Source organism: Rhizobium mulingense (assembly GCF_029194105.1).
Taxonomy (GTDB): domain Bacteria; phylum Pseudomonadota; class Alphaproteobacteria; order Rhizobiales; family Rhizobiaceae; genus Rhizobium; species Rhizobium mulingense.
The window spans coordinates 1-22,684 of record NZ_JARFVE010000016.1; the positions used below are offsets into that span (position 1 = coordinate 1).

At 60.4% G+C, this 22,684-nt stretch carries 18 protein-coding genes and 1 pseudogene; 12 read left to right on the plus strand and 7 right to left on the minus strand.

Features of this window, described 5'->3' with window-relative positions:
* Positions 1-962: 962 nt before the first annotated feature.
* A pseudogene (locus tag PYR71_RS27450) lies at positions 963-1,184 on the minus strand (IS481 family transposase); the annotation flags it as partial.
* A 312-nt stretch (positions 1,185-1,496) separates the two neighbouring features.
* Here PYR71_RS27450 and PYR71_RS27455 point away from each other — a divergent pair.
* Positions 1,497-1,784, plus strand: a complete 288-nt coding sequence (locus PYR71_RS27455; protein WP_275621624.1) for a DUF1236 domain-containing protein — start codon at positions 1,497-1,499, stop codon at positions 1,782-1,784.
* A gap of 300 nt (positions 1,785-2,084) precedes the next feature.
* Here the strand turns inward: PYR71_RS27455 and PYR71_RS27460 are convergent, their stop codons facing one another.
* Positions 2,085-2,987, minus strand: a complete 903-nt coding sequence (locus PYR71_RS27460) for a GNAT family N-acetyltransferase (RefSeq protein ID WP_275621681.1) — start codon at positions 2,985-2,987, stop codon at positions 2,085-2,087.
* Between the two features lie 350 nt (positions 2,988-3,337).
* On the opposite strand from PYR71_RS27460, the gene PYR71_RS27465 reads away from it, so the two are divergent.
* On the plus strand, positions 3,338-4,693 hold the full coding sequence (locus PYR71_RS27465) for a peptidoglycan L,D-endopeptidase MepK (protein WP_275621625.1): 1,356 nt from the start codon (positions 3,338-3,340) through the stop codon (positions 4,691-4,693).
* A 188-nt stretch (positions 4,694-4,881) separates the two neighbouring features.
* Here the strand turns inward: PYR71_RS27465 and PYR71_RS30875 are convergent, their stop codons facing one another.
* The gene (locus tag PYR71_RS30875) at positions 4,882-5,190 is read right to left on the minus strand and encodes a DUF2314 domain-containing protein (RefSeq protein ID WP_323115756.1); all 309 of its coding nucleotides are present in this window, start codon (positions 5,188-5,190) and stop codon (positions 4,882-4,884) included.
* Positions 5,106-5,546, minus strand: a complete 441-nt coding sequence (locus PYR71_RS27470) for a hypothetical protein (protein ID WP_275621626.1) — start codon at positions 5,544-5,546, stop codon at positions 5,106-5,108. Before PYR71_RS27470 ends, PYR71_RS30875 begins: the two co-directional genes overlap by 85 nt.
* A gap of 217 nt (positions 5,547-5,763) precedes the next feature.
* On the opposite strand from PYR71_RS27470, the gene PYR71_RS27475 reads away from it, so the two are divergent.
* Complete coding sequence (locus tag PYR71_RS27475) at positions 5,764-6,090, plus strand: GYD domain-containing protein (protein ID WP_275621627.1); 327 nt, start codon at positions 5,764-5,766, stop codon at positions 6,088-6,090.
* Between the two features lie 67 nt (positions 6,091-6,157).
* On the opposite strand, the gene PYR71_RS27480 is transcribed toward PYR71_RS27475, so the two are convergent.
* Positions 6,158-7,156, minus strand: coding sequence for an ABC transporter permease (locus PYR71_RS27480; RefSeq protein ID WP_183912184.1), 999 nt, complete (start codon positions 7,154-7,156; stop codon positions 6,158-6,160).
* 33 nt (positions 7,157-7,189) lie between these two features.
* The gene (locus tag PYR71_RS27485) at positions 7,190-8,041 is read right to left on the minus strand and encodes an ATP-binding cassette domain-containing protein (RefSeq protein WP_183912182.1); all 852 of its coding nucleotides are present in this window, start codon (positions 8,039-8,041) and stop codon (positions 7,190-7,192) included.
* Between the two features lie 134 nt (positions 8,042-8,175).
* Between PYR71_RS27485 and PYR71_RS27490 the strand changes: the two genes are divergently transcribed.
* A complete protein-coding gene (locus PYR71_RS27490) occupies positions 8,176-9,156 on the plus strand; it encodes an NAD-dependent epimerase/dehydratase family protein (protein ID WP_275621628.1) in 981 nt (326 codons plus the stop codon).
* A 44-nt stretch (positions 9,157-9,200) separates the two neighbouring features.
* Positions 9,201-10,193, plus strand: a complete 993-nt coding sequence (locus PYR71_RS27495; protein WP_275621629.1) for a sugar-binding protein — start codon at positions 9,201-9,203, stop codon at positions 10,191-10,193.
* 39 nt (positions 10,194-10,232) lie between these two features.
* Here PYR71_RS27495 and PYR71_RS27500 read toward each other — a convergent pair whose 3' ends face one another.
* Positions 10,233-11,102 (minus strand): LysR family transcriptional regulator, encoded by an 870-nt coding sequence (locus PYR71_RS27500; RefSeq protein WP_183912176.1) that lies wholly within the window; start codon positions 11,100-11,102, stop codon positions 10,233-10,235.
* Between the two features lie 124 nt (positions 11,103-11,226).
* Between PYR71_RS27500 and ampC the strand changes: the two genes are divergently transcribed.
* The 7 genes from ampC (at position 11,227) to PYR71_RS27535 (ending at position 21,922) form a co-directional block, all read left to right on the plus strand.
* On the plus strand, positions 11,227-12,387 hold the full coding sequence (gene ampC, locus PYR71_RS27505; RefSeq protein WP_275621630.1) for a class C beta-lactamase: 1,161 nt from the start codon (positions 11,227-11,229) through the stop codon (positions 12,385-12,387).
* Between the two features lie 386 nt (positions 12,388-12,773).
* Positions 12,774-13,727 carry an NAD-dependent epimerase/dehydratase family protein gene (locus PYR71_RS27510; protein ID WP_275621631.1) on the plus strand — a complete coding sequence of 318 codons (954 nt, stop codon included), beginning with the start codon at positions 12,774-12,776 and terminating at the stop codon, positions 13,725-13,727.
* An 85-nt stretch (positions 13,728-13,812) separates the two neighbouring features.
* Positions 13,813-14,991: a glycosyltransferase family 2 protein gene (locus tag PYR71_RS27515; RefSeq protein WP_275621632.1), complete on the plus strand. Its 1,179-nt coding sequence runs from the start codon at positions 13,813-13,815 to the stop codon at positions 14,989-14,991.
* On the plus strand, positions 14,985-17,984 hold the full coding sequence (locus tag PYR71_RS27520) for a trifunctional glycosyltransferase/class I SAM-dependent methyltransferase/polysaccharide deacetylase (RefSeq protein ID WP_275621633.1): 3,000 nt from the start codon (positions 14,985-14,987) through the stop codon (positions 17,982-17,984). Before PYR71_RS27515 ends, PYR71_RS27520 begins: the two co-directional genes overlap by 7 nt.
* A complete protein-coding gene (locus PYR71_RS27525) occupies positions 17,981-19,063 on the plus strand; it encodes a glycosyltransferase family 2 protein (protein ID WP_275621634.1) in 1,083 nt (360 codons plus the stop codon). The genes PYR71_RS27520 and PYR71_RS27525 overlap by 4 nt, the downstream gene beginning before the upstream one ends.
* Positions 19,056-20,807 carry an ABC transporter ATP-binding protein gene (locus PYR71_RS27530; RefSeq protein ID WP_275621635.1) on the plus strand — a complete coding sequence of 584 codons (1,752 nt, stop codon included), beginning with the start codon at positions 19,056-19,058 and terminating at the stop codon, positions 20,805-20,807. The genes PYR71_RS27525 and PYR71_RS27530 overlap by 8 nt, the downstream gene beginning before the upstream one ends.
* Positions 20,804-21,922 (plus strand): glycosyltransferase family 2 protein, encoded by a 1,119-nt coding sequence (locus PYR71_RS27535; RefSeq protein ID WP_275621636.1) that lies wholly within the window; start codon positions 20,804-20,806, stop codon positions 21,920-21,922. Before PYR71_RS27530 ends, PYR71_RS27535 begins: the two co-directional genes overlap by 4 nt.
* Positions 21,923-22,684: the final 762 nt, after the last annotated feature.

Here is a 22,684-nt window from a genome sequence, read left to right on the forward strand (position 1 = left end):
ATCGCGGAGACCATCCGCAAGACGGCGCTGGAGCGGCGGGGCGGGCCGCCGAAGGAATAATCAAAGCCTGATGACTGCGGCATTGCCGCGGCCGGTGGAGTTTGCGCCTTGACCGGCTCATAGCGCAGGATAACTGCGCCGGCCGCGGTCGTCGTGCTGTCGAGTAGCATTCAGTGGAAGCTGTCGGCCCCGCCGGTTTGAAGGCTTCGCTCGCAGCTGGAGCCCTGAGCAGCGCAACGATTGGTGTGGCTGACTGTGAGAGCGAGAGTGGCCGCCCAACGTACAGGAGATACAATGCTTGGGGTGAGCAAGTGATCGCTGAGCAGCCCTCCCCAATGATACGAATTATTACTGCAAGTAGAAGTCAATTTGTGTTTTCGTGCGAAATCCAAAAATAGATCCATTAGTTGAAAAATACATTTGTGGACGCCGAACTGTTAAAAGTAATATTATTGAAAAAATCTCCAGCTTGTGCAAAGTAGTCGTTGCGGCGCCCCAATGCGTTGTGCTCACAAACACCCCCATTCCTTGATCCCCGCTCTTGCGGGGTTTCTGTGCGGACGGAACTCGTTGCTTCGAGAGGAAATTATCTGTCCTAAATCGCACAGGAACTAGGATGGCCGCCAAACGTTATTGCATTGAGACCGCGCAAGATGCCTGCGCTCGCGGGCCTCTGACTTCCGACGCGCGGTTTCATCCTCAACTAATTGCCCCGTCTTGGCGGGGCTTTTTTTATCCAAAGCGCACGACACGGTTCAGTTGATCTTTGGCGAGTGCGCACCCAAGTCACCGCCCCGTCACTCATATATGGGACAATGCCGCCGATTGTGAGGCCGGCAAAGGCATACACGCGCAGCTCAGCTGGATACAGTGTTGGATTCCGATTCCAAAGGTCACAGGTTCGTATCGCGTCGGGTGCGCCACTCCTTCGTGGGGTCCATTGTGGACACATGGGTTACTGTTTATTCCTGAGACATAGGTAACACTTTCGCGCTGAAAGGGTTCGGCAGCGATTCGAGCCTGCATGTCTGGTCATCGAAGTATCCGAGATCGTAATCCATGAAGCTGGCGAGCCAGATATGGTCTTCGAGCTGTTTGATGCCGTCGGCCCGGCCGGCAAAGACGAGGCTGAGATTGATCTTCTTTCGCTTGTAGCAGATGCGGCCGCATGTTGTGGGAGGAACCGGTGAAGCCATGTGAAGGTGAACCGTAGGTACTATCGTCGTTGCCCATTGGCTCCCTCCCCTGCGGTTCCACCCAGACGTTGGCACGGGGATCCGCAAGAGAGCGTGCCCATGGCGCGGAAAAGCCTGCCGCCTCGGCATGACTATCTGAAAGCCGTCCCATTTTCAGGCTGAGGATTCCTGCCCATGCGGCATGCACGAGAGAGAACGCTAACGTCGCCTATTAAGCCTGCCCGCAGGCATTCCGTGTAGCGAGGAACCATATCTTGTCGGTGGAGTTTACCAGCACGTTCAAGATCCTGGGAGGATAACATGAAAACACTGGTCATCTCTGCGGCATGGCTCTCTCTGTCACTCGGAGGAGCGGCGGTCGCGCAGACGACGACGGTCGTCGTTCCTGGCGAGGTCAGGACCTATGTCGAAAAACAGGACACGCCATCCGTCACCTTTGAAGGTGACGTCGCAGTCGGTACGGCGCTTCCTGACACGGTCGAGATCCACACAATTCCCGATCAACCTGATTACGGTTATGTATTCGTCAACAAAAAACGTGTGCTCGTCAATCCGAAGACCCGCGCGGTGATTGAAGTCATCAAATAAGTTGGAAGCATCGCGGGCCTGCTTCCAAGGCCCGCGATTTTCCTATCATTCAACCTTCGTCCGCATTAGGTACCGTTCGCTCTGAGCGGGAGAGTTGAATTCAGCTTGGCATCCACCTCAGCCAGCCGCATCAACCCGACGTCGTAACCGCGGGGTCTCCTTTGGGCATTCCAGACACCAAGGAGCTAGTTGTTCGTGGAATTTCGATTTCATCATTCGCGGTTGATTTTCGCGGGTTGCTGTGGTCGTCCCGAGACGAAGACAGTGGTGTATTCGGAGCGATGATGAGATCCGTTCTGATCACATGAAACCCGGATTTCGCGGCAGATAATGCGTCCAGTCGCCATAGCCGGGTGATGCCATCAACAGCATCGGAAAGCTGATCCGCATGCCTTGATCGACGGCAAGGCTCAGGGCGCTGTCGCATGTCCCCGGCAGGAACGCCGAAATCTTCTCGGTAGGGCCATCCGCCGCCAGCGTCAAGGCCGTCGCAAAGGCATTGTGAAGAACGTCGGCTCGCTTCACGGCGAGCGGACCGATATGCCCATTAACGCCCACGTAGCAGTAACCGACCAGATCATTGTCGGCATAGAGCAAGCGCCCTGTTATCGCCGGGTCATCGAACAAATAGCGGTGATGTTTCTCGCGCGAGACGCCGATGGCACGGCCATCGATCGCGCCAATGCTGGCCATGGTCGCAGCACTGTTATCGATGGCGATGGCGCGGAACGGCGCTTGAGGCAATGTCCGTCTTAGTCGCTCGCGCTCGCCATTGAAGAAATAGACCGGCATCTTCGGAAAGAGCCCGTGCCTGATATACAGCCCCTGCGAGACGCGATTGAAGGTGAAGGTGATGAGCGCCTTATGCGCGGCGCCCGATTTTCGGGCGTGCTCGAGGGTTCGTTCCAACAGCGCATTGCCAATACCCTGCCCTTGCCGCGCGGGATCGACGAACAACTGAGCGAGGAACCAGACATCGCCGCAAACCCAGCTCCAGGCAAAGCCGACAATTTCACGGCCTTCTTCGGCGAGCCACAGGCCGCCCGGATCATCCTTGAGCGAAAACAGCTGAAAGTTTGGGGGGCTTGGCATCGCCATCGGCCCGAAGCCATGCCGGACAGTCAGCTCGTTGATGCTGGCGACCACCAGCGCATCGCTGGCGGCTAAGTCTTCCGGCCGGGCAGGCCTGTAGGCAAGCGGCATTGGATAACCCCGCAATCTTTCCGCGACTGAGCGCGAGGGAACGATGGTCGTCTCCACCGAAGCCTCTTCGCGTCTGGCGCTTTGGCCGCGCAGGGAGAACGCAGGCTCGATGCTTCAGCCACCGGCACGATCTTCCAACGCCAAGATCGTGACGATAACATAGGAGTTGTCAGTTTCGTCCTGCCGGCTGCGTCAATTTTCTTGATCGGGCGCCCGGCATCCAACATTGACGTTGACCGAACGTCCACATCCACATGTTAGCAATTTGTTGACCATAAACTGGCTTTACTAATCCCGATGGCTGCGGCGTTCCCGCCCGTCGTCGAGGGTTTGGTGTAGGACGGTTGGTGGTGTTGACGTATTCAGTGCAAGGATTGTCGGGCGGAATTGCCGTGCTTCTGTCGCGTGCAAAACGCGTTGCAACGCAGACCATTCTGCCGGCTCTGTTTGCGCTGCCCGCGCTTGTCGGTTCCGCATCATTGGCCTCAGCGGAAGATCGCGCCCTGAAGCTGTTCTTTACCCATACAGGCGAGAAGGCGACGATTACCTATAAGGGGGATGGAAAGTTCGATCCTAAAGGCCTTACGCAGATCAATCGGTTTCTGCGCGACTGGCGAAGGAACGAGCCTACCCGGATGGATCCCCGGCTGCTCGACCTGGTCTGGGAGGTGTATAAGCGCAGCGGCGGTAAGGATTACATCCACGTCGTTTCCGCCTATCGCTCCCCTGCCACCAACAACATGCTCCGCAACCGCTCGCGCAGCACGGGTGTCGCCAAGAAGAGCCAGCACATGCTGGGTAAGGCGCTGGATTTCTACGTTCCGGGCGTCAAACTTGCGACGCTGCGTGCGATTGCCATGCAGATGCAGGTCGGCGGTGTCGGATATTATCCAACCTCCGGATCGCCTTTCGTGCATCTCGACGTCGGCAATGTCAGGGCCTGGCCGCGCATGTCGCGGCAGGAACTCGCCCGGATATTCCCGAACGGGCAGACGATGCATCTTCCGGCCGATGGCCGGCCGCTGCCGGGATATAATCAGGCGGTTGCGAACTACAGAAAACGCGTAAGTTCCACCTCGATAGAGATCGCCAGCACCGCTGGGGACGACGAAGACGCTGGAGCATCGACCACGCCGGGCGGCGACGCCACCAACGGCAAGCTCGTGACGGCGCTTCTGCCGACGCCGAAAAGCCGGGCCTTGAATGCGCTTGCGCTGCAGATCGGCGCGGGCGAGCGGGATGAGGAAGGCGCGGTTCCGGATGTTTCATCCTTGCCGATTCCGATACCGGCGATGCGCCCGCCTGCCCTTGCGCATGATCCGGGCGCGGACGACGAACTCAAGACTGCCTCGATCGGCCCGATTGCCGCACTTCCGGAGAGACAGACGGCATTGCCGGCCCACGCCCGCTTCCATCCCCGCCTTGTTGCAGCGGAAACCGCCAGGACGGGCCCTGCTATGATCGCCTTTCTGCCCATGACCGCTTCCTGGGAAGAAGCCAATTTCCTCGGATCGACATCCGAGGCGGCGCTGATGAAATGGGCGCTGCATTCTCCCGGCGAGGCGATGGGATTAAGTACGCCTCGTGTCTCACCCCGCACGGTTCATCGTGAGGCTCATGTCGCGACGTCAGCTGAGGATTTTACCCCGGTCGCAGCCAGACGCCCGTTCGATGCCGGCCGGTTTACATTGCCCCCGGAGGGTTGACCGCATTCAGGTTGATGCGCTGCGCCCTTGACAAAAAACGTTTGAATTTCTCCCTCGCCAGCCGCGGACAGAAGGCTTTCGAAAAGGTGGCCGCGGGCGGCCAGTTTTGTTCGGGTGAGGTCGTGGCCGTCGCTGAATGCCCCTCGCTTCGTCTGATAGCGTACAGGAACCCGGCAGATCGCTCATCGTTATAGCCGTGGGATCGCAAAGGTGGCCCCATTTTTTGGGTCCGTCCGCTCTTCCTTCCTGCGCGATCCCGTCCTTTCCCCTGATTGCCCCGCTTCGGCGGGGCTTTCTTTTGCCGCGTCCAGCCGGCGTGCGGTCAGTACCGACAATGCCGTAGATTTCGCGATATTGGTCCAAGTGTTTTTTCGGGACGGCCAACAGCAGCGGGCAAGCGGTATAGTTCCCTTCACTTTCCCTTTCTCGACATAGAGCCAGTCGAAAATATCCGCCTTCCCGAACGCGACGCGATCCCCTTGCTTGGTGTTGTGGATGTATTCCGGCCTATCGCCAAGAGAGCGGGGAAATGGTCACTCGATGCCTCGATCTGGTAGACCCAAATGAATTCCACGTCGGGCGCCATCTGATCGGTGGTCAGCTCCACGCCCTTTATCCTTGTCCTTGAAACCAAGCTTGAGGCTGTAGGTTTCGGTTCCCGCCGGTGGGTTGCGAAGTTTCTCGAGAAAGCCGTCCAACTCCCTATCGATTTCTCATGGGCTTTGGCCATGGCCGGATCGCCGAACGCAATCAGCTGGACGTTTGGATTGTCTTGCGCGAGCGCGCGTTCGGCGGAAATGGAGGGAATGGAGAGCAACAGCATTGAGACAAGTGAAATGACGCTGCGCAACATTCGAACAGGCCCTATTGTCGTGACTATACGGCGCAACATAGCTATCTCAGGTTGATCTTAAATACCGGCTTGATGCACCGGCCTGGCCCCGGCGGAGATTATCAAGCCTTGTCTCGATTGCAGTCCATAGACGTTTGGCTAGTCCTACCCCCATCGAATGACTGGCGTTCCGTTCGGCTTGAGCGTTTACTGGATCGACCCGCGGAGGGGGCAAACCATGGCCATGTATCTAACGCGTTTCAGCTACACGCCCGAGACCTGGGCGCGCATGATCGAAAATCCCGAGGATCGCCGGAAGGCAGCCCGGAGCTACATCGAATCCGTCGGCGGAAAGCTGCATGGATTCTGGTACGCCTTCGGCGAGCATGACGGGTGGAGTTTGTGGGAGGCGCCCGACAATGTGTCGATGGCGGCTGTCGCACTTGCGATCGGCGCGGGAGGCGCGCTCAGCTCTGTTGAGACCACCGTTCTCCTCGACGTCGAGGACACGATCCGAGCCTTGGAAAAGGCGAAGTCGATCCGGTATCGCCCGCCGGGAGCGTAGGCGCGCGCACTCACCGACAGCCGGTTTCGCTTTCTGTAACGCAGCCGCCTGATCGGGGCGTCGCCGCCTACTCGCTCTGCCTGAAATTCCGTATCCGGTCGAACAGTACCGCCAGCACGATCGCGCCGCCGATAAACGTCCCCTGCCAGAAGGCGTTGATGCCAAGCAGGCCGAGGCTGTTGCGGATCACCTCGATTAGCGCAGCGCCCACCAGCGCGCCGAAGGCGGTGCCGATGCCGCCGGCCAGATTGGCGCCACCGATGACGGCGGCGGCGATGACCTGCAGTTCCATGCCGGCACCTATATTGGTGGTGACGGCGCCAAGCCAGCCGGTCTGGACGATGCCGGCAATGCCGGCCGAGAGCGCCGAGATCATGTAAACGGCGACCTTGATGCGGCGCACGGGAACGCCGGTGAGCGTGGCGGCATGTTCATTGCCGCCGATCGCGAAGATATAGCGGCCGAAACGCGTCCAACGCAGCACGAAGCCGGTCAAGAGCGCCAGGATGACCATGTAGAGAACAGGATTGGCGATGCCGAGGAACCAGGCGCCGCCGCCGAGCGCCAACAGCTTGTCGTGATCGGGTCCGAACTGGAAAACGACGGTGTTGTTGGAGGCGACCATGGCCAGGCTGCGGGCGACCGACAGCATGCCGAGGGTGACCACAAAGGGGGGAAAATCGAGATAGGCGATCATCACGCCATTGAAGGCGCCCACGACAAGCGCCGTGCCGATCGCGGCCGCTATGCCGGTTTCGATGCCGTAGCCGGCATGCATGGTGACCGCCAGCACCATGCTGCAGAGGCAGAGCACCGAGCCTACGGAGAGGTCGATGCCGCCGGTGATGATGACCAGCGTCATGCCGAGCGCGATGATGGCGACGAAGGTGACGTTGCGGGTGATGTTGTAGAGGTTCTTCGCCGTTGCGAAGGAATCGGTGGCGACGGACAGGAAGAGGCAGGCGAGAATGACGGCGATCAGCACCCAGAAAGTCTGACTGCCGACGAACTCGGAAATCCGGCTTCGCTCTCTCTGCGCAATCGTCTGATCGAGGGTAACTGCCATTGCTGACCTTCTTTCTGCCCCGTGCCGCGCCGCTCAAACCTGTTCGATAGCGCCTGTGATGAGACCCGTCACTTCCTCTGGCGAACTCGCCGCAATTGGTTTGTCGGCGACTTTCCGGCCGCGGCGCATGACGATGACCCGGTCGGCGACGGTGAAAACGTCGGGCATGCGGTGGCTGATCAGCACGACCGCGATGCCGCGATCGCGCAGCTCGCGGATCAGGTTCAAGACCTCAGCCACCTGGCGGACCGAAATGGCAGCCGTCGGCTCGTCCATCAGCACGATCTTCGCCTCCGATAGCATGGTGCGGGCAATCGCCACCGCCTGCCGCTGGCCGCCCGACATCTGCTTGACGAGGTCGCGCGGACGCGTCTCCGATTTCAGCTCCTTGAAGATCTCGCCGGCGCGCCGGTACATCGTCTTGTAATCGAGGATGCGGAAGGGACCGATGCCTCGGCGCAGCTCACGGCCGAGGAAGACGTTGGCGGCGGCCGTCAGATTGTTGCAGAGCGCCAGATCCTGATGGACGATTTCAATGCCGTGCTGGCGCGCCTCGATCGGCCGGTGCATGACGATTTCCTTGCCGTCGAGGCGCATGGTACCCTCGCTCGGCCGGAAGTTTCCGGCGATCATCTTGACCAGCGTGCTCTTTCCGGCGCCGTTATCACCCATCAGCCCGACGACTTGGCCGGCTTCGAGAGTAAACGATACGTCGTTCACCGCCTGGATGGCGCCGAAGTGCTTGGAAATATTGGTAAGTTCGAGAACCGCTCCCAGCCGACCACCCTCCCTTGATGTCGCAGACCTACAGTCGCTGCCAGCTGGCCGCCAGGCGTCTGCGATCTCGCTTTGCCAAGCTCCTCCCGGAAAAGCGATTATTTGCATTTACGCAAAAGCCTGAAGAATCGTCAATCAATTGTCCGCGCAAACACCCTACGTAGGCAAAAATCTACTTCACCGCGAAAATACAGATTGACGCCGCAAACGCTGGGATATTAGCTGTTGCTGGGAGAGAGACCATGCTGATCCTTGTCACCGGGGCTACGGGCAAGGTCGGGCGGCGCTTCATAACTGGGCTGCTTGACGAGCCGAGATTTTCCAATGCCCGCATTCGCGCGCTTTGTCACAATCGCGCGCTCGAAGAAACCGACCGCATCGAGGTCGTCAGGGGTTCGATCGCCGACGCCAATGTCGTTGCGGCGGCGGTGGAGGGTGTGACCCATGTGCTGCATCTCGCCACCTGCAAGGAAACGCCAGATGACGTCATGGATGTCACCGTCAAAGGGCTGTTCTGGCTGCTCGAGGCCTTCCGCACGAGCACGAGCGCCCGGCAGTTCATCCTGATCGGCGGCGATGCCGGCATTGGCCATTTCTTCTATCGCCATGACGGGCCGGTGACCGAAAAGACGCCGCATCGCGCCTATCCCGGCTGCTACGCGCTTTCCAAGGTGCTGGAAGAGGTGATGCTCGAGCAGTTCGCCATCCAATACGGCATCAATACCTGCTGCCTGCGCGCGCCCTGGATCATGGAGAAGGACGATTTCAAGTTCACGCTGTCCTTCGGCGACGATGTCTTCGGCGGGCCGGACTGGAAGACGTTCGTTCCGCCGCCCGAGGCCGAGCGCTACGCCCGCGAGGGCACGGTGCCGCTGCTGCGCGATGCCGACGGGCGGCCGCTGAAGCGCAATTTCGTGCATGTCGACGATCTTGTCTCGGCGATACTGGCGGCGATCGACAATCCGCGCGCCAAGGGAGAGCTCTTCAACATATCGATGGATCGTCCCGTCGATTATGAGGAAGTCACCGCTTACCTCGCCCGCACGCGCGGGCTCGGCTGCGTCGATATCGCAAGCCAGTTTCATTCCAACTGGATGGACAACAGCAAGGCGAAATACCTGCTGGACTGGCGCCCGGTCTACGATCTCGAAAAACTTGTCGATTCAGCCTGGGAATACCAGCGGTCAAGGGAGGAGCCTCGCATCGTCTGGTATCCCGGTTGACTAGAGGGCGGGCAATCAGGCCCGTCTTTCCATGGGAGGAAGCTATGAGGAAGGCATTATTGCTGACAGCTGCGGCAGTGCTGGCGTTTACCGCCGGCGAGGCCATGGCCGCCAAGAAGCAGCTGGTCATCGTCGTCAAGGGCCTCGACAACCCGTTCTTCGAGGCCATCAATCAGGGTTGCCAGAAGTGGAACAAGGAAAACGCCTCGGCCGAATATGAGTGCTTCTATACCGGCCCGGCATCGACCTCGGATGAGGCCGGCGAGGCGCAGATCGTCCAGGATATGCTTGGTAAGGCCGATACGGCGGCAATCGCCATCTCGCCCTCGAACGCCAAGCTGATCGCCCAGACGCTGAAGACGGCCAATCCGAGCGTGCCCGTGATGACGCTCGATGCCGATCTGGCGGCCGAGGATTCGGCCTTGCGCAAGACCTATCTCGGCACCGACAATTATCTGATGGGCGCCAAGATCGGCGAATACATCAAGAAGGCCAAGCCGAACGGCGGCAAGATCTGCACCATCGAAGGCAATCCCGGCGCTGACAACATCCTGCGCCGCGCCCAGGGCATGCGCGATACGCTGAGCGGCAAGAAGGGGCTCGACGCCCTGAAGGGCGAAGGCGGCTGGACGGAAGTGGCCGGGTGCCCGGTCTTTACCAATGACGACGGCGCCAAGGGCGTTCAGGCGATGACCGATATCCTCGCCGCCAATCCCGATCTCGACGCCTTCGGCATTATGGGCGGATGGCCGCTCTTCGGCGCCCCGCAGCCCTATCGCGATCTGTTCAAGCCGATGGCAGACAAGATTGCCAAGAACGACTTCGTCATCGGCGCCGCCGACACGATCGGCGACGAAGTGGCGATCGCCAAGGAAGGCCTGGTGACCGCGCTGGTCGGCCAGCGGCCGTTCGAAATGGGCTACAAGGCGCCGACCGTGATGATGGATCTGATATCGGGCAAGAAGGTCGACGATCCTGTCTTCACCGGGCTTGACGAGTGCACCAAGGATACGGTGGACACCTGCATTCAGAAGTGATGCGACTGGGAGCGTCCGCCCGAGCGGGCGCTCCGGACATCACGCCTGCGCAACGATCCAATCGGAAAAAGCGCGCATGGCCGGGGTGACCGGCCGTGACTGCAGACGCGTCAGCCAGTAGCTTCCGAGCGATATGGTGGTGGCAAAGGGCTGAACGACCGCACCTGACGAGAGATGCCTGGCGAACATCGAGGGCGGCGCCAGCGCCACGCCGAGCCCCTGGAGGGCGGCCTCCATCATGGCGACGGAGGAATCGAAGACGATGCCGGCATTCACCTGGTCGGCCGGCGGAACGCCGGCGGCCGCAAACCACGTGCTCCATTCATCCGTGCGGTAACTGCGCAGCAGCGTTGCGCCGGCGAGATCAGCCGGCGACCGCAGATCCTCCGCCAGTTTGGGAATGCAGAGAGCCGAGAGCGGCGCTTCCGACAGGCGCTGCGCCTCCGTCCCGTGCCATGAGCCGCTGCCGAAGCGGATGGCTAAGTCGAGCCCCTCGGCGGCGGGATCGACGCGGTTGTTGTTGGTAGAAACCCGTACGTCGATGAAGGGATGCCGGCGCTGGAAATCCGCAAGGCGCGGCAGGAGCCAACCGACGGCGAAAGTGCCGACGACGCCGAGGAACAGCAATTCGCGCACCTGCCCGGCCTCGATCCTGTCGAGCGTCGTCGCCATCTGGTCGAAGGAGGCGCTCACCGTCGGCAGCAGCGCCTCGCCTTCCGCGGTGATTTTCAAGCCGCGCGGCAGACGCTGGAACAGTGTGACCCCCAGACGCTTTTCCAGCCCCTTGACCTGCTGGCTGACGGCCGCCTGGGTGACGCAGAGCTCGATTGCGGCGCGGGTGAAGCTCAGATGCCGTGCCGAGGCTTCGAAGGCTCTGAGGCCGTTCAGCGGGAGGAATTGACGAACCATCTAAGCCCTAGAAATTCTTGCAGCTGCTGCGAGATATCATCGTTTGTCCCCAGAAAACAGAGCCGCTAAACGCCTCCCCGCGCGCGCATTTGCGCTCATGGCGACCGCCCTGGCGATTTGGAGGATGATTGTGAAAAACCTTGGCATAAAATTTTTATCGGCCGCGTTGATCACGGCATGCGCTTGCGCAAGCGCCTTTGCCGCCGACGAGGTTGAAGTGAGAGCAATCGCGGATGCGGCGATCAAGCCGATCATGGAAAAATACGCCATTCCGGGGGTGGCCGTCGGCATCACCGTCGACGGCCGGGATCACATCTTCACCTATGGCGTCGAATCGAAGGAGACCGACAGACCGGTGGCGCCGGCCACGCTCTTCGAACTGGGCTCGATCAGCAAAACCTTCACCGCGACGCTTGCCTCCTATGCCGAAGCGACGGGAGACCTCTCTTTGTCCGACCCGGTGGCCAAACATCTTCCCGCGATGAAGGGAAGGCCGTTCGGCGATGTCGCGCTGATCGATCTCGGCACCCATACGGCAGGCGGTTTTCCGCTGCAGGTGCCCGACGAGATCAAAAGCGAAGGCCAGCTGATGGAATATCTTGCGGCCTGGCACCCCTCCTACGCGGCCGGAACCCAACGCAGCTATGCCAATCCGAGCATCGGCATGCTCGGCTTCATCACGGCGAAAGCCATGCGCGGCGATTTCGCGGAGTTGATGGAAGGCAGGCTGTTTCCCGCGCTCGGCTTGAGCAGCACCTTCATCAACGTGCCGAAGTCGCGGCAGAGCGATTACGCCCAAGGCTATAAGCGCAGCGGCGAGCCGGCCCGGCTGACGCCTGGCCTGCTGTCCGCCGAGGCCTACGGCGTCAGATCCACCGCCGGCGACATGATCCGCTTCGTCGGCGCCAATATGGGCCTGGTCAAGCTCGACGGGAAACTGCAGCAGACGATCGACAAGACCCACACCGGCTATTTCAGCGTCGGGGCGATGACCCAGGATCTGATCTGGGAGCAATATGCCTATCCCGCCCCCCTGCAGAGCCTGGTCGAGGGCAATTCGGCGGCGATGCTGAAGACCATTCCTGTCGCTGCGCTGCAGCCGCCGATGAAGCCGCGTGGCGATGCCTGGATCAACAAGACCGGCTCGACCAACGGCTTCGGCGCCTATGTCGCCTTCATCCCCAGCAAGCGCCTCGGCATGGTCATCCTGGCCAACAAAAACTATCCCAACGAGGACCGGGTTGCCGCGGCCTACCGAGTATTGACGGCGCTTGAGGCCGATTGATCGAAAACAGCGTCACGGACGCGGGAGCAGGCTGGCGGCCGGGTCCTGCGTCCGTCCGAACCGATGCGCTATCCTTGAGAGTCGGACTTTAGCCCGATGCGCGCCTTCACCCGTGTGGTAGAGAATTGGCCGGCGAGGAATATGTTGCGGTGCAACAGGGCCACAATATTGCCAAATGCACCAGGAAAATCGAGCCGGGCCGCAGCAGGTACATACTCTGGGTCGCAGCCCTATCCCTCAATAGGGGCAATACTACCTGGGGTAATGTGAATTAACAATTAAGATTAATAGGCGAGCATTTTTTAGAATTATTCGAGGTAATTGCCAGTTCTTGCAGGTGATGCTAATGAATACTCACCTTTTCTTAAGTCAAGAGGCACAATCCAGTGAAAAGCGTGTTGATATCTGGCGGAGCAGGGTTCATCGGTTCTCATCTCTGCGATCGGCTTTTGCTTCGAAATGACGTTCAGAAGCTCGTCGTTGTTGATAATCTCTGGACAGGACTTTTCGAGAATATTTCGCATATCAGGGATCCCCGTTTTCACTTCGTGAAATCGGACGTCGAGACCCTGCAGACCTCGGAAAAATTCGACGAGATCTACCATCTCGCCTCGCCGGCATCACCGCCCTGGTACATGAAGGAACCGAAGAGAACGATTTCGGCGAACCTGCTCGGCGCCTTCCGGCTTCTCGACCTACTGAAGAAGGGCGGGCGTTTCGGTTACACCTCCTCCTCGGAAATCTATGGAGACCCACTGGTGTCGCCGCAGCCGGAAACCTACAAGGGCCAGGTCGACTGTACCGGGCCGCGCTCGTCCTATGACGAGAGCAAGAGATGCACGGAGGCGCTGCTGTTCGAAATGCAGCGCACCAAGGGGCTGAACGTCAAGGTCATCCGCCCCTTCAATATTTATGGACCCCGCACCCGGCCCGACGACGGCCGCGCCGTCTCCAACTTCGTCACCCAGGCGCTTTCGGGCCGCCCGATTACCGTGTTCGGCGACGGCAAGCAGTCGCGCAGCTGGGGCTATGTCGATGACATCGTCGACGGTTTCGCCCGCTATTTCTGGATCAATGAAACCGACTACAAGGGGCCGCTGAATATCGGCAACGACCGCGAGATCACCGTTCTCGAAGTCGCGAAATATGTTTCCAAGCTGGTCGGCGGCGTGCCGATCGTCTTCGAGCCATCGCCGCCGCAGGATCCCACCAACAGGCGGCCGGACCTGACGAGAGCCTACGCCGTCATGCCCGAGTGGTCGTGCAAGGTCAGCTACGAACAGGGCGTGGCGATGACGCTCGATTGGTTCAGAGAAAAGATAAAAGTGGGGGCGGCGTAATAGCCACCCGGATTTCAAGCCCCTTCCCGCATTCCGGGCGCGGCTTTGCGCCGGCCTGTGCTCGTGATGCGTTGAGAGAGTAACGATGCAGGAAATCATTCCGTCCGATCTGGCGACTGTCAATTTTCCCGTACCGATTCACTATCTCGATCTCGCATCGCATCAGCTGGATGCCGACGCGGCGCCGATATCGGCCGGGCTCGTAGTCTTTCTCGCCGACGGCCTCCCGGTCGGACAGGCCTACGTCGACAGGCCCGAGGCCGCGGCCGAGCTTGCCGGACGTGTCGTGCAGCCGGATACGCTCGCGCATGCGCGTCAGGTCGCGCAGACAGCTCTTCAAAATCGCGAGGTCAGCATTCTGATCTGCTCCAAGGACCGGCCGGAAGAGCTGCGCCGGTGCCTCGCCTCGATCCCCGAACAGTCGGTGAAGCCGGCCGAGATCATCGTGGTCGACAATGCCTCTTCTGGCAATGCGACCCGCCGGGTGGTCGAAGAAGCGGGCGCCACCTATGTGCGCGAAGACCGGGTCGGGCTGGATTTTGCCCGCAACGCCGCCATCCGCGCGGCGAAAACCGAATTCGTCGCCTTTACCGATGACGACGTCGTTCTCCACCAGCGATGGTTGGAGAACCTAATGAAGGCATTCGACCGGCCGGAGATCGGCTGCGTCACCGGGCTGATCCTACCCGGAGAGCTCGCAACGCCGGCGCAGTTCATCTTCGAAAAGCACTGGGGTTTCGGCCGCGGTTACATCAGACAGGATTTCGGCCGGGATTTCTACGACAGTCACAGGCGCTACGGCGCGCCGGTCTGGACGATCGGCGCCGGCGCAAGCCAGGCCTTCCGCCGCTCGGTGTTCGACGAGATCGGGCTGTTCGACGTCCGCCTCGATATGGGTGCGGCCGGCTGTTCGGGCGACTCCGAATATTGGAACCGGCTGCTGCATCACGGCCATGTCTGCCGCTACGAGCCGACAGCGGTTTCCTGGCACTTTCATCGCAAGGATATGCAGGGGCTCGCCAGGCAGATCCAGCAATATATGAGCGGCCATATCGCTGCACTGCTGGTGCAGTATCAGAACACCGGCAACGGCGGCAACCTTCGGCGCATCCTCATCTCCTTCCCGAAATATTTCGCCAATAGGTTGCGCAAACGCCTGCGCAAGGGCGCCACTTCGCATGACTTCTTCCTGAAGCAGGAGATGCTCGGCAGCGTCAGCGGCGCGCTCTACGTTCTGCGCCGCTGGAAGATGCGCGCATGGTGACAGCTGTGGCGCCGGCCATTTCCTTCCTCATTCCTGCTTATAACGCCGAGGACACGCTTGCCGAAGCGCTTGCCAGCCTGCAGCGGCAGACGCGGCCGAACTGGCAGGCGGTTGTGGTCGACGACGGTTCGAGCGACCGCACCTGGGAACGGCTTGAAGCGATTGCCGCAGCGGACAGCCGCATTGTCGCCGCCCGCCAGGCCAATGCCGGCGCTGCGGCGTCAAGAAACCATGCCGCCCGGCTGGCCGCCGCCCCCCTGCTCTGCATGCTCGATGCCGACGACTGGCTGGATCCGACCTTCATCGAAACCATGCTGCCGATCGCGGAGGATAGATCGCCGCCCGGCATTGCCTATTGCTCCTACCGCCGGGTCGCCCCGGACGGCCGGCTGATGCCGGTGGAACAGGCGCCGGTGCTTGCCGGCGATGCCGCCAGGCGCGAATTCTCGTCCTTCTGTGCGCTCGCCATTCATACGGTGGTCTTTCCCAAAAGCCTTTTCGAGCGGGTCGGCGGCATGGATGAGAGCCTGCAGACCTGCGAGGAGTGGGATCTCTGGTTGCGCATGGCCTTTGCAGGTGCGGAATTTCGCCGTGTCGACGCCTGCCTGGCTTTCTATCGCATGAAGCCGGGCTCGCTTTCCGGCGATCCGACGAAACTGGTGCGTGACGCCATTTGCGTGACGACGAAGGCCGAGGCGCTGCGCAAGCAGCACGGCTTGCCGGCCGAAGGTCGGGAGAGCGGCTGGATCACGCCCGCCATCAGCCGATTGCGCATGCTCGTCTGGGTCATCGCGGCCAAGCACGATCCGAGCCTGGATATAGCAGCCCTCGCCGCACTGCTGCCGGACATCCCGGATGCCGCAGGCTATGAGAGCTTTTTTGCCGGCGTGATCCTTCACGGCTTGCAGACCGGCCTCCTGCCCGACCGGGCCGACGATCTCATCGATGCGCCCGAGCGATGGTGGCCGACTTTCCGTCTGCTCGTCGAGCTGATCCAGCGGCATTCGCTGCCCGGCACCGGCCGCAAGATCCTCGAAGCCGCCGCCTGGCAGCTCTCCGCCGGCAACCTTCGGCGATCCTTCAGCCTCGGCGCTACCCAGGTAGTGAGCGTCGAGCTCGGCGCCCTTTCCAGGATCGCCCGGGCCAAGCAGGCCGATACGCTGATCATGCACGGCTTTTCCGGCGACGAACATGTCGGCACCTTCGTCGGGCCGCTCTGGGGTGATCTGTCGATCCGGGCGCAGATCCGACTGATCCTGCAGGAGATGCAGGCGGGAGAACATCTTGAGCGGCAGCCCACCCTCGCTTATGCGGCTGCCTGGACAAGGGAGGCGCTCCGCGGCTACCGAGCCTTCGGCGGCCTCATCATCCGCAGCGGCCGGCGGCGCGGACGGCTCGAAAGGCTTCTGGCGCGGACCGGCCGCAATGCCGTCCTGGCCCGGGCGCCAGGCGACGGACAGGATAATGACGCCCGCCTGTCCGACATCCTGCGCGATCTCGAAGGCGGCCTGCCGCCGGTGCGACGTACAGCCGCCGCAGCGCCGGCGAAGGAAATGCAGGCCCCCCGGGCTCAGTCGGCAGAAGACTATTGGGAGCACATTTTCGAACGCCCGGATCCGTGGAATTACCTGTCGGTCTACGAGCAGGTCAAATATGCGCAGACATTGAGCCTGATCCCGCAAGGGACCGAAACGGCCCTGGAACTTGCCTGCGCCGAGGGGATCTTCACCGAGAAGCTTGCACGCGCAGTCGGCCGGGTGACGGCCACCGATATTTCGCAGCGGGCGATCGATAGGGCGGCAAAGCGCTGTCTCGATCTCTCCAATGTCGAGCTTCGGGTTCTCGACTTCGTCGGACAAGAGCTTCCACCCGATCAGGATCTCATCCTCTGCTCGGAAGTGCTTTACTACATGAAGGATGAGGAGATGCTTGCCAGTGTCTGCCGCAAGATGGCGGCGGCGCTGAAGCCGGGGGGCTGTCTGATCACCGCCCACGCGCATCTGCGCCAGGACGAGCCCGGGCGAACCGGTTTCGATTGGGGCCATCCTTTCGGGGTCGGGACGATCAGACGGGTTCTGGCCGAACAGGCGGGGCTTGCCCTCGAAGAGACGATCGACACGGCGCTTTACGCCATCCACCGCTTCCGCAAAGCCACCGTGGTCGATCCCGTCCTGCGGGTCGAGACACATGGAACACCGATGGACGTCGATGTGGCAAAGCACATCATCTCGGGACCGGCGGGCGTCGCGCGCGAGGTGGCATGGGCAACCGAGGTGACGACCTCGGTCCCCATCCTGATGTATCATCGGATCGCCGAGGATGGCCCCGCCGCGCTGCGGCGCTTCCGCACGCCGCCGGAGATGTTCCGCAAGCAAATGCAATTCCTGCGCCGGCATGGCTACTACGCCGTGACGGCGCCGTCGCTCGCCAATCATTTGCGCAGCGGCAAGCCGATCCAGGGCCGGCCGGTCATGCTGACCTTCGACGACGCCTATCTGGATTTCCGCGCCAACGCCTTCCCGATCCTGGCCGAGAATGATTTCAGCGCCGATGTCTTCGTCGTCACCGACAAGGTCGGCGGCCGCTCGGATTGGGATTGTGCCTATGGCGAGCCGGCGGCGCTGATGGCGTGGCCGGATATTCTGGAACTGCAGCAGAAAGGCATCAGCTTCGGTTCCCATCTCGCCTCCCATACGCCGGCGAGTGCGATGGAGAACGATGTCTTGCTCGCCGAAGCCCTGCGGTCGCGCCATGCGCTGGAAAGCCGACTCGGCGGCTCCGTGGTTTCGATCGCACTGCCCTACGGCGCCACCGACTTCAGGGTGCCGGGCATTCTTTCCGTTGCCGGTTACACGATCGGCTTCACCACACGCGCCGCAACAGCCGCTTTTTCCGACAATGTCTTCGGCCTGCCGCGCCTCGAAGTCCGCGGCGACCGGCCGCTTGAAGCCTTCCCCGCACTGATGGGCCTGCCGGGAGCCTTTATCGGATGACAATCATCACCACCGCAGCGCCCCCTCTGATCACCGTCGTCATCCCGGCCTACAACGCCGAAAAGACGCTTCTCGAAACCTTGCACAGCGTCTCGAAGCAAACCTACGACAAGCTCGAAATCCTTGTGGTCGACGACGGATCGCGGGACGGCACCTTCGCGCTTGCGAGCGACTATAGCCTCATCGATCGCCGTGTCCGGGTTCTCCGGCAGGCCAACGGCGGCGTTGCCCGTGCCCGCAACCACGGCATCGGCGAGGCGCGGGGCGCCTATGTGGCGCCTATCGATGCCGACGACGTGTGGCATCCCGAGAAGATCGAGCGCCAGCTGCAGTCGCTGCGAAAATTTCCCGGCAGCCATGGCGTCGCCTACAACTGGTATGCGGCGATCGACGAAAACGGCGTCATTTTCGGCAATTCACGCCCGGTCCTTCATGAAGGCAATATCTTCGAACCATTGCTGCGAGAAAACTTCATCGGCAATGGCAGCACGCCGCTGATGCCGCGCGCAGAGGTTCTGCGCTGCGGCGGTTACGACGCCGGGCTGCGCGACAGCGGCGCCGAGGGCTGCGAGGATCTGAAGCTCTATCTCGCCTTGGCCGAGACCCTTCCCTTCGCGCTGGTTCCTGATTTCCTCACCGGTTATCGCTTCACCCGGGGAAACATGTCGAGCAACGCCCTTCGGATGCTGAAATCCCACGCCCTGGTGATGGCGCCGATCATCGACCGCTACCCGCATCTGCGGCGCGATATCGAGACCGCAAAATTCAATACGACGCACTGGTATTTCAACAAGGCCCTTGCAAACCGCGATTACGCCCAGCTCAGGAACCTGGCGCCGATGATGGCGGGACAATATGGCCCGCAGTTGATCGTCCATAGCCTGCGGCAGAGCTTTCGTCTGGCAAAACGCCATGGCGTGCGCATTGCAAGACAGATTCTGCGAAAGCCTTCGGCCCGATCGAAGACCCGCGTTGCCGGTGCGGCCATTCCGCAAGCCGGCACGCCGTTCAGCGATCGTTTCGTGCCGCTTGGCGGCGTGCTCAGCCCGACATCGTCGCGGATGGTCGACAATGAATAGGTTTCGCACATCCGCCTCCCGGCCGGCCAGCGCTTACAATATGGTTATCGCGGCCCGCTACCGCGAGCTTCTGCAGCTCGTGCCGGCGCTGCGGCTGAAGATGACGGTGATGATCGTCCTCGGCATTCTCACCGGTTTTTCGGAGATGGTCGGCATCACCTTTCTGGTGAGCCTGGTCTTTATCCTCGGCCAGCAGGACACAGGTTCCGGCTCCGCCGTTGCCGGGCTTCCGGCGATTTTCGGCGGCGTCGACCTCAGTCTTTCCAAACCGGTGCTGATCGGCATCCTCATCGCCTCCATCCTGCTGCGCATTCTCCTCGGATTCGTCAACTCGCTGATCACAAGCGCGATCAACCACAAGATCAGCGATCGCATGCGCGACCGTCTCTACGCCAAGATCCTGACCATCCCGTTCCAGCGCTTTCAGCACTATGAGCGCAGCGATCTGATCAATGTGATCGCCACTGAAGCCTATGCGGTATCCTCGGCCCATGCGAGCCTGGTGCGTCTCGGTGTCAATTTCGGCACGATCGTCATCTTCGGCATCGGCATGCTTGTCATGGCCTGGCCGATCGCCTTGCTCGGGCTTGTCTTCGGCTTTATCCATAACTTCGCCTTGGGGTTCTTTGCCGGCGCCTATCGGCGTCTCGGCGCTTCGGCGCTGGCCGCCGTCGAAGCCTTGACGCAGCTGAGCTGGACCACGCTGCAGACCTTGAAGGCGGTCAAAAGCTTCGGCCTCGAGCAGCGCCACCAGCAGATCTTCGTAACACTATCCAGCGAAGTCGGCCGGACCTGGCGCCACTCGGACTGGATGGGGGCGGCGACCTCTCTGTTGAGCGAAATCCTGACCTTCGGGGTCATCCTGACGATCATCCTGTCTTCGGAATTCCTGCCGGTGGATTTCAAGGCCGCGCTTTCGGCCACCATCCTTCTTTACAGGCTACAGCCGCACATCAAGGGATTCGACTCTCAGATCCTGCGCCTTTACGAGATGGAAGCGTCGCTGCAGAACGTCCTGGCGCTGCTTGCCGAAAAGGACGACGCCAAGCAGGCCGCGCAAGGGGTGCCGGTCCCCCGCCTGGCGGAAGCCATCGTCTTCCACGACGTCTCTTTCACCTATGAGCAGTCGACCGCCCCGGCCGTCGAAAACCTCAATTTTTCGATCAAGGCAGGCGAAACGACGGCTCTGACCGGACCAAGCGGCTCCGGCAAAACGACAATCCTGAACATGATCCTTGATCTCACCCGGCCGACGCGAGGCCTGATCACGATCGACGGCAGGGACCTTGCCGATGTCGACCGCGCGAGCTGGCTGCACCTGCTCTCGGTCTCGGGCCAGGATGTCGAACTGATGGAGGGCACGGTTTTCGACAACATCCGCTTCCGTCGCGATATCTCCGATGAGGACGTCAGGTGGGCCGCCGATGTCGCCTGCGCCACGGAATTCATCGAAAATCTGCCGGAAGGCTTCGACGAATGGCTGGGCGACGAGGCAGTGCGGCTTTCAGGCGGACAGCGCCAGCGCATCGGTCTGGCCCGCGCGCTGGCCGGCCGGCCGCAGATCCTGCTCCTGGACGAAGCCACGAGCGCGCTCGATGAAAATACCGAAATGCGGGTGTTTTCGGCAATCAAGCAAGATGCCGGCCGAACGCTGATCGTCGTCAGCCATCGCCCTGCGGTCGCCAGGATGATGAAGAACCAGATCGATCTACGCCCACCAACACTCGCATCCAAACTCGGGTGACGGCGATGGAGATGTCGACCACGTCGGAAATTTTGGTAGCGGTCGTGATCCCCGCCTACAATGCCAGAGACTATATCGCAGAGACGCTTCAGTCCGTCATCGATCAGACCCATAGGGCGCTGGAGATCATTGTCGTCGACGACGGCTCGACCGACGAGACCGCCTCCATCTGCCGCCACTTCGCCGCCGCCGATCCGAGGATCCAGTTTCTGTCGACGGAAAACCGCGGCGTCGCCGCGGCGCGCAATACCGGGATCGCAGCATCGAAGGCCGGCTATCTCGCTTTCCTGGATGCGGACGACCTCTGGCATCCGACATATGTCGAAAGAATGCTGTCGGCGCTCCATCCCCTGCCCGACGACTGGGGTGCGGTCTATGCACTTCATCGTTTGGTCGATTCCCAGGGATATTGCACGCGGTCCGGCTCGTCGCTTAGCGCCCGGGAATCCATTCTCATCCGCCATCTCGTCTTCCGCTTCGTCGGCAATGGCAGCGGTTTCATGGTGCGCCGTGCCGTCATAGACAAGATCGGCGGCTACGATCCGAGCTATGCCAAGCAGGGAATCGGAGGATGCGAAGACTTCGATTTCGAACTCCGCACCGCCGAGCATTTCAAGATCGAGGCGGTGCCATTCGGCCTGGTGGGCTATCGAGTTCACGCCGCGGCCATGTCTGCCGACAGATCCCGAATGGCGCGATCGCTTCTGGCCGTCTATGAGCGATGCGTCGCCCGCAATCCGCAGCTTCCTGATTTCGTCGTCAGTTGCGCCCGCGCCTCGGCCCACCTCTATGCATTCTCGAAATTTGCGGCTTTGAAAGATTGGCGCAGCGCCGCAGCCTCGCTCAAGCACGTCTATCGTCATAGTCCATTGCTTGCTGCCAGCGTCATCATCAAGCTGATCTTTTCAAAAGCCGCCAGAGCCGCAAACAGGGCGTTGTCGAAAGCCCGGCCGCTCTGGCGGCAGAAGCAGCAGAAATTCAAAAAATTCGAAGAAATAGACCCTGTTATCCCACTGGTTGGCGGATGGTCTCGTTTCCGAACGAAAGCCTTGTTCCGGCGCTTGTCGAAGATCGACCGTCGCGACGGAGATTGCACTGCGACCTCGAAGAGATAGAGCATTTCCGGTCCTGAAGGACGGTACCTCCACTCCGTTGTCAACTATTTCTCAATTATTCAGTACAAATCGAGCACGACGTAAAATATTTGTAGTCTCGACCATGACAAAACTGTGGGAAACTATAACCTTCCGATTATGGGCTGTGACAATATCAAGTTTAAGCGCAATCATAGCTACGCACTGTGCAAGAAATCCTACCAGAGGACCCGTCACCACCCCGGCGGGTCCTCAACTTTGCGGGAACAAGTTGCCGCGGGGCACCGTTTTGATCGCTGCATCGGATAGAGAAATGCTGCTTCGACAGCGATATTTCCTGTTGCGATGGTCTTGGCCAAAACCAGTATATCCGAAAGCAATGACCTGTCTCACGCTCAACGGCAAATGCTTCCGCTTCGCAACGAAATTACCGGAGCAAATGCGCCCCTATAGAGATAATGTCTTTATTATAAAGTGATAGACGAGGTCATCTTTATTATTGAAATAAGCACATCTTGCGGATATTAACTATAAACAGTTCAGTCATCACAAAACCCAATTTTAAATACAACCAATATCTGAAATAGATATTTTTACCTTTTGATAAAATTTTAGCTTTATCTCATTTATTATTCGAAGTTGTCGCAGATGCCGCTTAACGGCGCCGCCTTACATTCTTGTCGGAAAAACATAAGAGATCCTCACATTCTTTCCTTCCTTTCCTTCGTCGCAACGGCGCGGCAAGGCAACACTTAAGAAGTAGCAGCCAGGACCAAATCCGAT

What these genes read in the sequence shown, in the direction of transcription:
- PYR71_RS27455 (WP_275621624.1), top strand. Translation starts at nt 1,497, where the DNA reads ATGAAAACACTGGTCATCTCTGCGGCATGGCTCTCTCTGTCACTCGGA.
- PYR71_RS27460 (WP_275621681.1), bottom strand. Translation starts at nt 2,987, where the DNA reads ATGCCGCTTGCCTACAGGCCTGCCCGGCCGGAAGACTTAGCCGCCAGC.
- PYR71_RS27470 (WP_275621626.1), bottom strand. Translation starts at nt 5,546, where the DNA reads ATGTTGCGCAGCGTCATTTCACTTGTCTCAATGCTGTTGCTCTCCATT.
- PYR71_RS27475 (WP_275621627.1), top strand. Translation starts at nt 5,764, where the DNA reads ATGGCCATGTATCTAACGCGTTTCAGCTACACGCCCGAGACCTGGGCG.
- PYR71_RS27480 (WP_183912184.1), bottom strand. Translation starts at nt 7,156, where the DNA reads ATGGCAGTTACCCTCGATCAGACGATTGCGCAGAGAGAGCGAAGCCGG.
- PYR71_RS27485 (WP_183912182.1), bottom strand. Translation starts at nt 8,041, where the DNA reads ATGCAAATAATCGCTTTTCCGGGAGGAGCTTGGCAAAGCGAGATCGCA.
- PYR71_RS27490 (WP_275621628.1), top strand. Translation starts at nt 8,176, where the DNA reads ATGCTGATCCTTGTCACCGGGGCTACGGGCAAGGTCGGGCGGCGCTTC.
- PYR71_RS27495 (WP_275621629.1), top strand. Translation starts at nt 9,201, where the DNA reads ATGAGGAAGGCATTATTGCTGACAGCTGCGGCAGTGCTGGCGTTTACC.
- PYR71_RS27500 (WP_183912176.1), bottom strand. Translation starts at nt 11,102, where the DNA reads ATGGTTCGTCAATTCCTCCCGCTGAACGGCCTCAGAGCCTTCGAAGCC.
- ampC (WP_275621630.1), top strand. Translation starts at nt 11,227, where the DNA reads ATGATTGTGAAAAACCTTGGCATAAAATTTTTATCGGCCGCGTTGATC.
- PYR71_RS27515 (WP_275621632.1), top strand. Translation starts at nt 13,813, where the DNA reads ATGCAGGAAATCATTCCGTCCGATCTGGCGACTGTCAATTTTCCCGTA.
- PYR71_RS27520 (WP_275621633.1), top strand. Translation starts at nt 14,985, where the DNA reads ATGGTGACAGCTGTGGCGCCGGCCATTTCCTTCCTCATTCCTGCTTAT.
- PYR71_RS27525 (WP_275621634.1), top strand. Translation starts at nt 17,981, where the DNA reads ATGACAATCATCACCACCGCAGCGCCCCCTCTGATCACCGTCGTCATC.
- PYR71_RS27530 (WP_275621635.1), top strand. Translation starts at nt 19,056, where the DNA reads ATGAATAGGTTTCGCACATCCGCCTCCCGGCCGGCCAGCGCTTACAAT.